This window comes from Orbaceae bacterium BiB (assembly GCA_036251205.1).
Classification (GTDB): domain Bacteria; phylum Pseudomonadota; class Gammaproteobacteria; order Enterobacterales; family Orbaceae; genus Orbus; species Orbus mooreae.
Map to the genome: position 1 here is coordinate 421,232 of CP133958.1, position 13,974 is coordinate 435,205.

The following is a 13,974-nucleotide window of genomic DNA, read 5'->3' on the forward strand; positions in this document are numbered from 1 at the left end:
TAACATAACGATTTAATGCTTGGCTTATGAAAGAAAAAGATGTTGCTAGTATGTAGGTCAATTACTACAAAATTAATACTAGTATCCGGCTAATTTAGCAACAATTAAGTCGTCAATTTTTTATTTTTTCAAATTATTTAACTTATTAACTTTACTTGCCAAAAACATTGAAGTGGTTAATTATTTTTTTTATAGCATTTTGTCGCTGTATACATTATCCCTATTCCAAGTGCTAGCGATAAGAATCTAATTGCCCCAATCCCGAGTGATTCAAGATAGTAGGTAAAAAACGCAAAAAACAAACCAACGATCAAGCATACGTTATACATCAATTTACTCATTCTAATTCCTTTTTAACCGAGCCCCTAAGGGACGATTGACTGGCTTATTATTAATGTTTATCTCTATATAGTTTCCACTCATCAACAGTAGTTCCATCGGGTAGGTGGCATAAACCATACCAACCTTTAGGATCTTTAATTATTTCTGATTTACCGCCAATATTTTCACAATAAACGGATGCAGGATTAGCCATACCCACTTGTTTTTGTATCGGTTCCTTTTTTGCACACGCTGTTGCTAAAATAGATAATAAACTAATCAATAATAATTTTTTCATTTCATTTTTCCCTATCTAATAAATCAACCAAGCTTCCTGAGTAGCATTGATTGGCTTAGTATTACTTTTTTGTTACTCATCAAAAATTCTTATTAAATTTTATTTAGTAAATACTAAACAATCAAATAATAAACTATACTTTTAATTAACTGATTAATAAGCTTAGTTTGTTTTTATAAACCCCAAAAGGATAAAGATGAACTTTATCACAATATCTAAAATCTTTTTTACTCTGTCGATTGTATGCGTGTTTAGCTATAAAATAAATACAAATAAAAACATAAATGAAAAATAAAAATGAAAAAATTAATATTAGGAAGTGTTATAGGGATAGCGTTAAGTGGATGTAGCGAAACAGTCAACTATGATTGGCTTGCGGGGGATTGGTCTTGTAATATTGATGAATTTGACTATAACTATGATTTGCAAAAATATAATGAGCAAGGAAGGGTAAAATTTATAGACTATGATCGGCATATAGAAATAATAGAAGGCAAGGCTTACGAAATAGTATATGAAACTTTTAAAAAACTGATTCACGAAACTAAATTTCAAACTGCGTATAAGGAAGTAGAGAACTATGAAGATGGAGATATTATAATTACGCATGTTTACACAGCTAAAAAGATAAGTAATAGTGCATTTATCCAGGTTAAAGAAAGTGAATTATTAAATAATAAAAAAGGTATTAAGATAAAAGGTAAAATAGTAGATAATTGCAAACGATTCGAATACTAAAGTTGATTCGTTTGAAAATTAATCTAGTATTGTAGTGTTTTTACGGTATAAACTATGTGATAAAAAGGTAATATTTTGATTTTAAATGATTAATATTCATAATTGGATCCCTTTTACAGGTATTATAATATTATTCTGGTAATTAACATGTTATAACCTTTAAGCCCAAATCAGTGTTAACGTTTTAGTTAGTTTCGTCCAGATAGTTAATGTAAATAACTCTATTTCACGAATTTATTGGAAGCTAGTGAAGAAATTAAAAATGCTGTTTTTAGGGGGATAGCCATCATACAAACGATATATTGGTGTGTGTAAGTACTAGAATTAAAATAACAATATAGAGATAAAATAAATCCACCTAACTATTTAATAACGGCTTAATTGTGATTTTTATTATTACTATATTATTTCTAATAATAATATTGAATGAGATATTTTAATGTTAAAAAAATTATTGTTTATAACCATTTTGGGCGTTATATCATCTTTTGGTTATGCCGAGGAAAAAGAAGTGACTGATTCGTATCTATTGGGGACATGGAATTGTATTAATGTACATTTATCAGCCTCTCCCAATGGTGATGATAATTTTAATTACGATTATAAAGTCACTGATGATCCAATAATTGTTACTTTTCTAAAGCCTGAAGATTATGACGATTATCAACCTAATGATGGTGAGAGAAAGGCGATTTCGAAGCCCGAATATATTGAAAAGTATAAGTATAATCCTACGTACAATAAAGATACTCAAGATGAAAATTATAATACTATTGAGCATGGTTATACTTATGTTAATCATGATGAATTTATTTTTTATCAATATTCGGCTATATTTTGGAAATATAAATTTAAATCTTACGGTCATAAACAAGATATGACATGTAAAAGGATTAATTAGATCATAAAAAACAGTTAATATATTAAATAATATATTACAAGCCGCTTAATTGCGGTTTTTTTAGGTCCCAACTAGATATTGATTTTGGGAAATGGGATAAATACATCAGAAAAGTAGATTTAGAAAAGTTAAAGGATTATCTATCCTAAAAGGCTCTGGCCCTTTTATCAACAAGCGATTTAAATAGCTTCAATCCGAAAATACAATGTTCTTTACTTACTCAATATTGAGAAAAACTAATTCAAAAATTTTCTTTTTTTATCGTTATAAACTTGCGATCTATATCGCAACTTTATTGATTATGCGAGATGGATCGCATATTATAAGCGCCACTTAATCCAGAGTATTTTTGCTATTTTTTGTGATAATGACATTAGTTTTAAGATCAATGACTGATTACTGTACTAATACATAATTTTTTATCAAAAGGTTGTTAGCTGATTATTTAACGCAATATTTTCTGGCCATACTCGATCTTATATAAACCGATTCAATATAATATAAATTAAAGAGTTAGATTATCTTTAATATATTTTGTAATGATGCTTTTTTAGTTAATAATAAAATGAAAAAATATCTAATATCCATTCTACTTGTACCGTTTTTCTGTTATTCAGCACAACAAAACTTTAATAATGCCAAAACACAATTAATTAAAATCTACAAAAATAATCCGGAACAGAAAGAGTTCTATTGTGGTTGTGATTTTAGTTTTACTGGTAAAAAAGGTATTGTTGATTTAAATAGTTGCGACTATCAGGCTCGTAAAAATCAAACAAGAGCTGAACGTATTGAGTGGGAGCATGTGATGCCTGCTGAAAACTTTGGACGGCATCTGCAATGTTGGAAAGAGGGTGGCCGTAAAAATTGTAAGAAAGATGCTACATTTAACCAAATGGAAGGTGATATGCACAATTTGCAGCCATCAATAGGTGAAGTGAATGGTGATCGTTCAAATTATGGTTATACACTTTTTACACAAACCTTTAATCAGTATGGACAGTGTCAAACGGCTGTTGATTTCAAAGCTCGTCGGTTTCAGCCAAGGGATGAAATCCGCGGTGTAATTGCCCGGACATATTTCTATATGTCTGATAAGTATAAAATAAATTTATCAAAGCAAGATAAGCAGCTAATGTCAGCCTGGGATAAAATGTATCCACCAAGTAAATGGGAGTGTACCCGAAATCAGTTAATACAAGACACACAAGGTAATGATAATAAATTTATAACCATATCGTGTTCACGCTAACTGATATCTTGACTATTTATCAATCAAGCTGTATAGATGAATCGCCATAAGCTATATTGAAATCAATTGATACGAAAATTTAATTTAAAAGTTTATTAAACTGAATAAATTTAATTGTCAGCGCATCTTTTTTTTGCAATGATATGGTGAAATTGATTGTTCACTTGAAGGATTAAATTATGAAAAAAATGATTTTAATTTTTATTACCTCATTGGTCTTTTTATCTGGCTGTAATACCATAGCGGGAGCTGGCGAAGATATTCAAGATGGTGGTCATACAATAACTAAAGCTGCGGATGGCGTTAAAGACGCAATGTAATTTAGATTCTATGTCACTTATAGCAAAAGTGGTTGAGCTTTATCGCTTAACCACTTTTATTATTTATTGCATTATTTGCAATTAAAAATGGAATAATATTCCTGCGGTTAATGTACTCATATTAGATCGATTTACAATAGGACTTGATTTAACTTCACTATCGAGCCAATCTAATTCATACTCTACGACCGCTGACCAACTCTTATTAAAACGATAGCTCGTTGTTAATACCGCATAAGGTACTAAACCACTACTTGGTCGATATTGCTCAAATCCACTCGCTAATGATTGATTTTCATTGATACCATAATAATAACGATTATGACTGCGATTATACCAAGTTACACCGACTTGAGGAATGATAGCGAGCTTATCGGTTAATGCAAAATAGGCAGCATATTCCAACTCAATCGAAACTGTATTACTATTGTTTAAGACATCAGTAAGTGCTTCAGCGCTAATTTGTCCGTATGGTGTCGTGATCGCATAAGATAAACCTGCTAATAAAGTTGTTCTACGGTGGTTAAGCTGTTTCATCCTAACATCATCATTATCTGAAGGATCGAGTTCAATGTCTTGATATTGCATTGATATATCTAATTGTTGAGTTTCATTATTCCAGAGGTGGATACCTCCAGATAAGCCTGAAATAAAAAAGTGTTCTGAGTCATAGTCGATCAAGGGCATTGGTGTAAATTGATTACTTTGACCAATATAAGGCGATTGTGACCAAGAGCCACTGATACCGATGGTATTATTTTGCTCACTAGCTATCGCATTATATGAAAATAATAAGCTGATCAAGGATAACGTACTTTTTTTCATTTCTGTTCTCTAATATTCTATATTTATTGATTAATGATTTACTGTTTTGGACAGCGGCGAACAGTTTATTCCTTGCGCAATAAAGCTAGTTATTTTTGCGGCTGAATCATACTGTTGCTGTAAAAATAGTTGTAATGAATGTGCATGTTGCTCACTATCACATTCACAAAAAATGCAAGATCCAGTTCCAGTTAAGCGAGTAGGGGCTTGACTTGCCATCAATGATATTAAATGATCTATTTCAGGGTATAGTTCGCGAACCGTATTTTCACAATCATTAGCAAATGGTAATTCAAGTAATTCACTAATAGTTCTAGTTACAGTGTCACGTTTTAATGTCGGTGTAGTAAAAATTTTTGCAGTAGCGATATTAACATCTGGTTTAATAACTAAATACCACTTTTCAGGAACATCAATAGCGACAAGATCGTCACCAACGCCTTGTGCAAATGCGCTGTGTCCGAAGATAAAAATAGGTACATCGGCACCAATTTTACTACCAATTGACATCAATTGCTCTTTACTCAACTGTAATTGCCAAAGATGATTTAGAGCAACTAATGTTGTGGCTGCGTTTGATGAACCTCCGCCTAAGCCTCCACCCATTGGTAATTTTTTATCAATCGAAATTGTAACGCCATAAGGCACGATAAAATTAGGATACTGTCTTTTAACATAATTAATCAGTAAATTAGCGGCTTTAATAATTAAATTATCATCATGTTTAACATCGTTAAATTCTGTTTTTAGAAAAACAACTTGATCTTGACGAGGTTCAAAGTTGAGATAATCACAATAATCAATAAATTGGAATAGTGTTTGCAAGTTGTGATAGCCATCAGTACGTTGCCCTGTGATATATAAAAACAGATTAAGTTTAGCAGGCGACGGCCACTCCTGTTGGATACTCATTTTTAATTTATTTTCCAGTTATTAATAGTCAGTTTTAGAATATCGTTTTTATTGTTTAAATCGATACTATAAGGTAATTCAATATTTTGGTTTGCAAAACGATAGGTACTATATTTATTGATAGTTAATAGCCAATTTTGATTATTTTGTGGCAACGTTGTTTTAGCTAATCGGCCACTGGAATCTAACTTATCTTGCGACGGATTATCAGACAAGCCTTTAAACCAATTATGTAATGATTTAAATGGAATATCCATACCCGTTAATTGGCTCATTAAACGTTCAACATTCTCATCAGTATATTTTTTACCATTTTGAGTTGTCAGTTCAGCAAGATATGGGGTAACAGTTAATGAAAATATTGATGTTCCAATTGGGCTCGTTAATTTTAATTGATACTCATTATCTGAGGTCTGATTAAGATAGAAACGACCATAATATTTGGTTTTAGTTGTAATATAGGACAAACTACCGGTTGCTTGATATTTGGTTAAATTAGATAATTGCTGTTGATGTTTTTGCCAAGCTATTTGCTGCTTGTCGCCCGTTAAATTTTGAGAATTATTAACACAGGCTGTCATCATTAAAACAACAATGGATAGCACTATAATTCGATAACATTGAAAAAATGAACGCATTTTTCTTAACCATACAAAATCAAACAATACCGGTTATTATAACGAATAGTTTTCTACAAGGGAAACAATAGTCTGCGATTGTTTTTCAGTTATTAACTTTTAGGCTTTTTTTGTGTATAATCATCCACAATTAAATATAAAATTGTATTTTATACAGTTAAGAAATTAGAAGTTATGTCTATAGCAATAGTCGGAATTAATCATAAAACTGCGCCAGTTGCATTACGGGAGAAAATTGCCTTTTCTCCTGATTCAATTGAGAACGCTTTATATCATTTGCATCAGCACCCATTACTGAATGGGTGTGTTATTTTGTCTACTTGTAATCGTACTGAAATTTATATCAGTTATGAGCATATTATTGATTTACCTCGTATTAAGGTTTCGGTTGAGTTATGGCTAAGCCAGTATCATCAAATTCAACTAGCAGATTATCAAGGAAGCTTATATTGGCATGATGGTCAAGAAGCTGTGGAACATTTGATGAAAGTCGCTAGTGGTATTGACTCAATGATTTTAGGTGAGCCACAAATATTAGGTCAGGTTAAGCAAGCTTATAGCTATTCCCACCAGCATAAATGTTTATCTGGTGAGCTGGAAAAATTATTTCAGCGTATTTTTCATGTCGCTAAGCGCGTGCGAACTGAAACAGAAATCGGTTCTAACACTGCCTCAGTTGCTTATTCAGCATGTCTTGTTGCTCGCCAGTTATTTTCGTGTTCATCATCATTAAATGTGATGTTAGTTGGAGCTGGTGAAACAATTGAGCTGATCGCCCGTTATCTTAAACAGCATGGATTTAATAAAATTATTGTCGCTAATCGAACGCGAGAAAAAGCGTTAAAACTAGCTAATCTGATGGATGCAGAGATTATTGCATTACCTGATATTGCAGTACGTCTTAAAGATGTTGATATTGTGATTAGTTCAACAGCAAGTCCATTACCTATTATTGGTAAAGGAATGGTTGAACGTTCAATGTCTATTCGTAAACAAAACGCTGCTGACAGTAAAATGTTATTTATTGATTTAGCAGTACCAAGAGATATTGAAGCTGAAATAGCTCAACTTGATGATGTTCAATTATTTACTCTTGATGATTTACAAAAAACCGTTCAATCTAACTTAGAGCAGCGGGCTATTGCTGCTAAAGAAGCCATTTATATTATTGAAGAAGAAGCCGATATTTTTATGAGTTGGTTACGCTCTCGTAATGCCGTTGATCTCGTTAAGCAATATCGTGAAAATGCTGAAATGATTAAACTAGAGCTGACTGGTAAAGCGGTATCTGCCATTAAGCAAGGTGCCGATGTTGACGATGTACTAAATAAGTTATCTTATCAACTTACTAATCGATTAATTCATGCTCCAACTCAAACATTATTGCAAGCAGCTACAAAAGATTGCTGTGACTGTTTAAAAGTATTAAGTGAAAGTTTTGGTTTGAAAGAAAATTAGCTATTTAGCTGATATTTTAATATTTATCTATCATATTTTATTAAACGACTTTATTAAACTACATTACTGAACAATACATGAACAAGGTGTTCCCTTTATATGAAACCCTCAATTATAGCTAAATTAGAAGCCTTACAAGAACGATTTGAAGAAGTACAAGCGTTATTATCTGATCCTGCTGTTATCTCTGATCAGGATCGTTTTAGAGCTTTATCAAAAGAGTATTCCCAATTAACAGACGTTGTTAAGTGTTTTGAACAATGGAAAACAACACAAGAAGATATTGAAACGGCTAAATCGATGTTATCTGATCCGGAGATGGGTGAGATGGCGCAAGAGGAGCTTAACGATGCTAAAGAGAGAGTTGAATCATTAGAAAGTCAGCTACAGGTCTTACTATTACCAAAAGATCCTAATGATGAATATAACTGTTTTCTTGAAATTCGAGCGGGAACTGGCGGTGATGAAGCGGCTATTTTTGCAGGTGATTTGGCGAGAATGTACACTAAATATGCAGAATCTAAGCGTTGGCGTACCGAAATTATGAGTTCAAATGACGGTGAACACGGCGGTTATAAAGAGGTGATTTTATTAGTTAGCGGTGATAGTGTTTATGGTAATTTAAAATTTGAATCAGGTGGTCACCGTGTTCAACGTGTACCAGAAACTGAGTCACAAGGGCGTATTCACACTTCAGCTTGTACTATTGCAGTATTACCTGAAATTCCTGAAGCTGAATTACCGGAAATTAGTCCTGCTGATCTACGTATTGATACCTTCCGCTCTTCTGGTGCGGGTGGACAGCACGTTAATACAACGGATTCTGCAATTCGAATTACCCATATTCCAACTGGTATTGTTGTTGAGTGCCAAGATGAGCGATCACAACATAAAAATAAAGCTAAAGCAATGTCGGTATTAGCCGCTAGAATTCAAGATGCTGAACGACAAAAGCGTCAACAAGAAGAAGCATCAACAAGACGTAACTTACTAGGATCAGGCGATCGTTCAGATCGTATTCGTACCTACAACTATCCGCAAGGTCGCGTTACTGATCACCGCATTAATCTAACGATCTATCGTTTAGATGAGGTGATGGAAGGTAAACTAGAAATGCTAGTTGATCCAATTGTTCAAGAGTATCAAGCCGATCAATTAGCTGCATTATCGGAACAAGATGCATGACTTATTTAGAGTGGTTAAAGCAAGCAACAAATACTTTAAATGGTAGTGATAGTCCAAGGCGTGATGCTGAAATTTTATTAGGTTTCGCAACAGGCCGTACACGTACTTTTTTAATGGCATTTTGTGAAACGCAATTAACCCACGAACAATTACAGCGTTTAGATGATTATTTAAAACGTCGCAAAGATGGTGAACCGATAGCCTATATTACTGGCGTTAGAGAGTTTTGGTCGCTTAATTTTAATGTTTCTCCAGCGACGTTAATTCCTCGTCCCGATACTGAAAAATTAGTTGAATTAGCATTAGAATTTTTACCAAAAGTACCTTGTGAAGTTCTGGATCTAGGAACTGGTACTGGCGCTATTACCATTGCGATGGCAACAGAAAGACCAGATTGCTTATTTACAGCTGTCGATAATAGTTTGGAGGCACTTGAGCTTGCTCAAAAAAATGCCAGACAAATTGGTGTAAACAATGTCTACTTTTCACTGGGTAACTGGTATAAATCGATTAAAGGCCGAAAATTTTCGATGATTGTCAGTAATCCGCCTTATATTGAACCAACAGATGTGCATTTATCACAAGGTGATGTGCGTTACGAACCGCGTAGTGCATTAGTATCCGAAGATGATGGTTTTGCGGATATAAAGATTATTGTACAAGGAGCAACAAAGCATCTTAATCAATATGGTTGGTTACTGATTGAACACGGATGGCAACAAGGTGAGATGGTACAAACTATTTTTAAACAGCAAGGGTTCCAATTAGTTGAAACACATACCGATTACAGTGGTAATGATAGAGTGACAGTGGGCCGTTGGTTTAAACCCTGACTTTTAATGACTAGATTTAGGAAGAAATTATGAAACAAAAAATTGTTAAAATTGGTGATATTTCAGTTGCTAATGATTTACCGTTTGTGTTATTTGGCGGAATGAATGTATTAGAATCACGAGATCTGGCGATGAAAATCTGTGAACATTATGTCACAGTAACACAAAAATTAAACATTCCGTATGTGTTTAAAGCGTCATTTGATAAAGCAAATCGCTCATCAGTTCACTCTTATCGCGGTCCAGGTCTTGAAGAAGGCATGAAGCTATTTCAGGAGCTAAAAGATACTTTCGGTATTAAAATTATTACAGATGTGCACACTGAAGAGCAGTGTAAACCAGTTGCTGAAGTCGTTGATGTGATCCAACTACCGGCATTCTTAGCTCGACAGACTGACCTGATTGTTGCGATGGCTAAAACAGGTGCTGTTATCAACGTGAAAAAACCACAATTTGTCAGTCCTGGGCAGATGGGCAATATTGTTGAAAAATTTGCAGAAGCTGGTAATGAGCAAGTTATTCTATGTGATCGTGGTAGCTGTTTTGGTTATGATAACCTTGTTGTTGATATGCTAGGTTTCAATATCATGAAAAAAGTGAGCAACGGATCACCGGTTATTTTTGATGTCACTCATGCTTTACAGTGTCGTGATCCGATGGGCGTTGCTTCTGGTGGTAGAAGAGGGCAAGTGACCGAACTAGCGAGATCTGGAATGGCTGTTGGTATTGCCGGATTATTCCTTGAGTCTCATCCTGATCCTGCTCATGCTAAATGTGACGGACCTTCAGCATTACCACTAGCTAAGCTAGAGCCATTCTTAAAACAGATGAAGGCGATTGATGAGTTAGTGAAAAGCTTTGCTGAGCTAGATACTGAAAATTAATTTTTAGTTAGCAACTTACCATTTATAAGGGGGATATGTTCCCCCTTATTCATATCTATTTTCTGTAATATTATTTAGCTTATTTTTCTTGCAAAGAGCATACCGACTATCATACAGATAATAAACAGAAGTAAATGAGAGTTTGCGACTAATAAACTTGCAATAGCTGGGCCTGGGCAATAACCATATAACCCCCAACCGACACCAAATAAGCTTGCGCCAATCACTAATTTTTTATCAATTATGGTCTTTGTTGGTAAATTAAACTTCTCAGATAAAAGCAGTTTGATATGTGGTGATTTTTTAGCGTTTGTTATTTTAAAAACAACAAACATCACACTTACAGCACCAAACATGACAAAAGCGAGTTTAGGATACCAAGTACCAAACCAAGATTGATTGATTAGTCCGCCAATATTGAGAAATCCTTGTACATAGTTAGGATTATTCATACTTGCGATGACTAAACCTGCGGCAAAAATAATACCAGCCAAAAAAGAGACTAAAATAATTTTAATTGATTGAGGCATTATAATAGGCTCCTATTATTGATAATATGTAACAATGTGACGGTTATCATTCCACATAATATAAATAATCCTACCGCAGTAAAAGAGCGTTTAGATAAACGAGATAATCCACAAACACCATGACCACTAGTACAGCCGGAACCATAAACAGCACCAAAGCCGACGAGTAAACCACCTATTATGGCTAATCCACTATTATCGCCAGTCATCGTTATTAGTGGCTCTGGTAATGGGAACAAGATTGAAAATAGTCATCCGCCTGCTAGTAAACCTACCACAAAACTGATACGCCAAGCGTGTAGTTTATAATCTAACGAAAATAGCTTGCTGAGGATACCACTGATTCCTGCTATTCGCCCTAGTGTCAGCCAGATTAGGGCACTTGCTAAACCAATTAGCACGCCACCTATTATTCCGCTGATAATGTCATTGAGTGTTAACTCCATATTCAACCCCATATACTATTGGTTACTAAATGGTTAATCGAAATTTAATCATTTAAGTGAATGTGATAATAAAAAATTTTAACAAAATATTGCATAAAGCTGATTAAACATTGCGTTTAAATTTGATAAAGAAATGATAAAAGTAAATAGGAATTCATATCACCAATCATCAGGACGTTTTCTAGAGTAACGTTGTGATAACTTTAATGGTTAATGAATTAAAAATGATTGAGATACAATAGGTTAGATAGTGTGTAATAAGTGCATCAATTGATGCACTCTATTTTTTAAATGATTAGTGAAGAGTCTCTTGTTCGTCTTCTTCTTCATCATCATAATCGTCGTCTTCACCATCTTCGAAATAAGTTCCCCAACCATCATAATTAACAGCAAATTTGTTGGTAAGTTCAATTATCTGTGCTATTTGAGAATTGATTAATTCAGCATCCAAGGGGATTTCACTAATAATGTCACAGCAGACGAGTTCTTGTTGGTTTTCATCATCCATATCTTCAGGATCGGTGACTTCATAGCCTAATTTAAATGCTTCAACCGCAACTTTTTCAAGAGTATCAAAGTCAGTAGCAGAAATATGATGTTCTATTAAATATAATGCATCTGGATCACTACCATCATTTAATAACTCTTCTATTATTGAATAAGTATCTTGTTGTGCTTGTTCGATTTGTGCTTTCATAATAAACCTATATAAGAAAAAGATATAATGAGGAATAACTAATATTGTGTGCTATATTACACTGTTATTATCTAAAGAATAATCTTTTATTAATTTAAGTTTACAGTTATTATTTTATTTTCGTTATAATATTGCTGTAATATATGATTTTAGTGTAAAAATATTGAGATATCGACTACCCAATGGCTGACTTAACTTATCTTTATGATCTTCATTCTCATACTACTGCCTCAGATGGTGTTCTTAGCCCATCAGCATTGATACAGCGTGCAGTTGATAATAAGGTCAATGTTATCGCGATTACAGATCATGATACAGTGAAAGGATTGGCAGAAGCTCATCAATATATTGCTCAGCATAATTTACCTATTCATTTAATTAATGGTGTTGAAATTTCGACTTTTTGGAAAAGTACTGAAATTCATATTGTTGGCTTAAATATTGATGTTCAGAGTGAAAGGTTACAGAATCTATTAATGATGCAAGAGCATCAACGTATTGAACGAGCTAAAGAGATTGCTTATAAATTAAGTAAGGTAAGTATTGCTGATGCGTATGAGCAAGCACAAGTTTATGCTAAAGGTGATATCGTATCTCGAGCACACTTTGCTCGCTTTTTAGTTGAAAAAGGCTATGTTAAAGATATCCCTAAAGCATTTAAAAAGTATTTAGGTAAATCCGGTTATGCGTACGTTGCGCCTAAATGGACCTCAATTGAGATAGCGATAGAGACAATTCATGAAGCTAATGGCCAAAGTGTATTGGCTCATCCATCTCGCTATGGGTATACATTAAGTAAAATGAAAACATTAATTGGCTATTTTAAAGAGCATGGTGGTGATGGAATAGAGGTTTCGCAAAGCCGGCAAACGCTTGATGATTTGAGTTCTTTGGCTAAGTGTGCTTGTGAGTTTGGCTTACTCGCATCGCAAGGTTCTGATTTTCATGATACAGTAGGGTATCTAGATTTAGGTAAAACGCACCCACTACCGAGTCGTGTCACTCCAATTTGGCACGATTGGTCTTTAACAAAAAATTGTTAAACGAGAGATTAGATTTATGGCACAAATGTTTTATATTCATCCCGATAATCCACAAAAACGATTATTAGAGCAAGTCGTCGCTATTTTAAAAGATCAGGGCGTCATTGCTTTTCCAACTGACTCTGGATATTCTATAGGCTGTTTACTTGATAACAAACAGGGTTTAGATCGCATCTGTCAAATTAGGGATCTTGATAAACACCATAATTTTACATTAATGTGTCGTGATCTATCAGAACTATCAGCTTATGCTTACGTTGATAATACTACGTTTCGTTTACTAAAAAATAATACACCAGGACGTTATGTATTTATTTTAGAAGCCAGTAAAGAAGTACCAAGGCGTTTAATGAATGAAAAACGTAAAACTATTGGATTAAGGATCCCTGATCACAAAATTGATTTAAGTTTACTTGAATTATTAGATAAACCATTAATGACTACCACATTAATTTTACCAAATGATGATTTTGCGCAGTCTGATCCAGAAGAGATTGAACAACAGATAGGCCACCAATTAGATGCGATTATTCATGGTGGTTACATTGGTCAACAACCAACGACGATTGTTGATTTAACAAATGATTATCCTTACATTATTCGTCATGGTAGTGGTGATGCTACGCCATTTGAATAATATCATTTTAAAACCGATTTTATATTATTAATTATGATACCTGTGAAGGTAACGAG

General features: G+C 33.7%; 18 protein-coding genes. 10 read left to right on the forward strand and 8 right to left on the reverse strand.

Annotation, left to right across the window (positions count from 1 at the left end):
* Nucleotides 1–391 precede the first annotated feature (391 nt).
* Entirely contained in the window at nt 392–619 is a 228-nt protein-coding gene (locus RHO11_01995) for a DUF333 domain-containing protein (GenBank protein ID WVD61922.1), read from the reverse strand.
* A gap of 297 nt (nt 620–916) precedes the next feature.
* Between RHO11_01995 and RHO11_02000 the strand changes: the two genes are divergently transcribed.
* From RHO11_02000 to RHO11_02015, 4 genes are all read left to right on the forward strand, one after another.
* Nucleotides 917–1,357 (forward strand): hypothetical protein, encoded by a 441-nt coding sequence (locus tag RHO11_02000; GenBank protein WVD61923.1) that lies wholly within the window; start codon nt 917–919, stop codon nt 1,355–1,357.
* A gap of 439 nt (nt 1,358–1,796) precedes the next feature.
* The gene (locus RHO11_02005; GenBank protein WVD61924.1) at nt 1,797–2,258 is read left to right on the forward strand and encodes a hypothetical protein; all 462 of its coding nucleotides are present in this window, start codon (nt 1,797–1,799) and stop codon (nt 2,256–2,258) included.
* Nucleotides 2,259–2,823: 565 nt separating this feature from the next.
* Complete coding sequence (locus RHO11_02010; GenBank protein ID WVD61925.1) at nt 2,824–3,510, forward strand: endonuclease; 687 nt, start codon at nt 2,824–2,826, stop codon at nt 3,508–3,510.
* Between the two features lie 179 nt (nt 3,511–3,689).
* Nucleotides 3,690–3,830 carry an entericidin A/B family lipoprotein gene (locus tag RHO11_02015; protein ID WVD61926.1) on the forward strand — a complete coding sequence of 47 codons (141 nt, stop codon included), beginning with the start codon at nt 3,690–3,692 and terminating at the stop codon, nt 3,828–3,830.
* Between the two features lie 81 nt (nt 3,831–3,911).
* Here RHO11_02015 and RHO11_02020 read toward each other — a convergent pair whose 3' ends face one another.
* Genes RHO11_02020 through lolB form a run of 3 tightly spaced genes read right to left on the reverse strand, consistent with a single transcriptional unit; the run spans nt 3,912 to nt 6,205 of the window.
* Nucleotides 3,912–4,655, reverse strand: a complete 744-nt coding sequence (locus tag RHO11_02020) for a MipA/OmpV family protein (GenBank protein WVD61927.1) — start codon at nt 4,653–4,655, stop codon at nt 3,912–3,914.
* Between the two features lie 30 nt (nt 4,656–4,685).
* Nucleotides 4,686–5,567 carry a 4-(cytidine 5'-diphospho)-2-C-methyl-D-erythritol kinase gene (gene ispE / locus RHO11_02025; GenBank protein ID WVD61928.1) on the reverse strand — a complete coding sequence of 294 codons (882 nt, stop codon included), beginning with the start codon at nt 5,565–5,567 and terminating at the stop codon, nt 4,686–4,688.
* A 2-nt stretch (nt 5,568–5,569) separates the two neighbouring features.
* Complete coding sequence (gene lolB / locus RHO11_02030; protein ID WVD61929.1) at nt 5,570–6,205, reverse strand: lipoprotein insertase outer membrane protein LolB; 636 nt, start codon at nt 6,203–6,205, stop codon at nt 5,570–5,572.
* A 174-nt stretch (nt 6,206–6,379) separates the two neighbouring features.
* On the opposite strand from lolB, the gene hemA reads away from it, so the two are divergent.
* From hemA to kdsA, 4 genes are all read left to right on the forward strand, one after another.
* A complete protein-coding gene (hemA, locus tag RHO11_02035; GenBank protein WVD61930.1) occupies nt 6,380–7,663 on the forward strand; it encodes a glutamyl-tRNA reductase in 1,284 nt (427 codons plus the stop codon).
* 99 nt (nt 7,664–7,762) lie between these two features.
* On the forward strand, nt 7,763–8,848 hold the full coding sequence (gene prfA, locus RHO11_02040) for a peptide chain release factor 1 (protein ID WVD61931.1): 1,086 nt from the start codon (nt 7,763–7,765) through the stop codon (nt 8,846–8,848).
* Entirely contained in the window at nt 8,845–9,681 is an 837-nt protein-coding gene (gene prmC, locus RHO11_02045) for a peptide chain release factor N(5)-glutamine methyltransferase (protein ID WVD61932.1), read from the forward strand. Before prfA ends, prmC begins: the two co-directional genes overlap by 4 nt.
* A 29-nt stretch (nt 9,682–9,710) precedes the next feature.
* Nucleotides 9,711–10,565, forward strand: a complete 855-nt coding sequence (kdsA, locus tag RHO11_02050) for a 3-deoxy-8-phosphooctulonate synthase (GenBank protein WVD61933.1) — start codon at nt 9,711–9,713, stop codon at nt 10,563–10,565.
* A 74-nt stretch (nt 10,566–10,639) separates the two neighbouring features.
* Here the strand turns inward: kdsA and RHO11_02055 are convergent, their stop codons facing one another.
* The 4 genes from RHO11_02055 to rraB all read right to left on the reverse strand — a co-directional run bounded on the left by RHO11_02055 (nt 10,640) and on the right by rraB (nt 12,238).
* Nucleotides 10,640–11,095 carry a hypothetical protein gene (locus RHO11_02055; GenBank protein ID WVD61934.1) on the reverse strand — a complete coding sequence of 152 codons (456 nt, stop codon included), beginning with the start codon at nt 11,093–11,095 and terminating at the stop codon, nt 10,640–10,642.
* A complete protein-coding gene (locus tag RHO11_02060; GenBank protein WVD61935.1) occupies nt 11,095–11,334 on the reverse strand; it encodes a YeeE/YedE thiosulfate transporter family protein in 240 nt (79 codons plus the stop codon). The genes RHO11_02055 and RHO11_02060 overlap by 1 nt, the downstream gene beginning before the upstream one ends.
* A 12-nt stretch (nt 11,335–11,346) precedes the next feature.
* Nucleotides 11,347–11,541 carry a hypothetical protein gene (locus tag RHO11_02065; GenBank protein ID WVD61936.1) on the reverse strand — a complete coding sequence of 65 codons (195 nt, stop codon included), beginning with the start codon at nt 11,539–11,541 and terminating at the stop codon, nt 11,347–11,349.
* A 295-nt stretch (nt 11,542–11,836) separates the two neighbouring features.
* A complete protein-coding gene (gene rraB, locus RHO11_02070) occupies nt 11,837–12,238 on the reverse strand; it encodes a ribonuclease E inhibitor RraB (protein ID WVD61937.1) in 402 nt (133 codons plus the stop codon).
* 182 nt (nt 12,239–12,420) lie between these two features.
* Between rraB and RHO11_02075 the strand changes: the two genes are divergently transcribed.
* A complete protein-coding gene (locus RHO11_02075) occupies nt 12,421–13,281 on the forward strand; it encodes a PHP domain-containing protein (protein ID WVD61938.1) in 861 nt (286 codons plus the stop codon).
* Between the two features lie 16 nt (nt 13,282–13,297).
* Nucleotides 13,298–13,918, forward strand: a complete 621-nt coding sequence (locus RHO11_02080; protein WVD61939.1) for an L-threonylcarbamoyladenylate synthase — start codon at nt 13,298–13,300, stop codon at nt 13,916–13,918.
* The last annotated feature ends 56 nt before the right edge of the window (nt 13,919–13,974 follow it).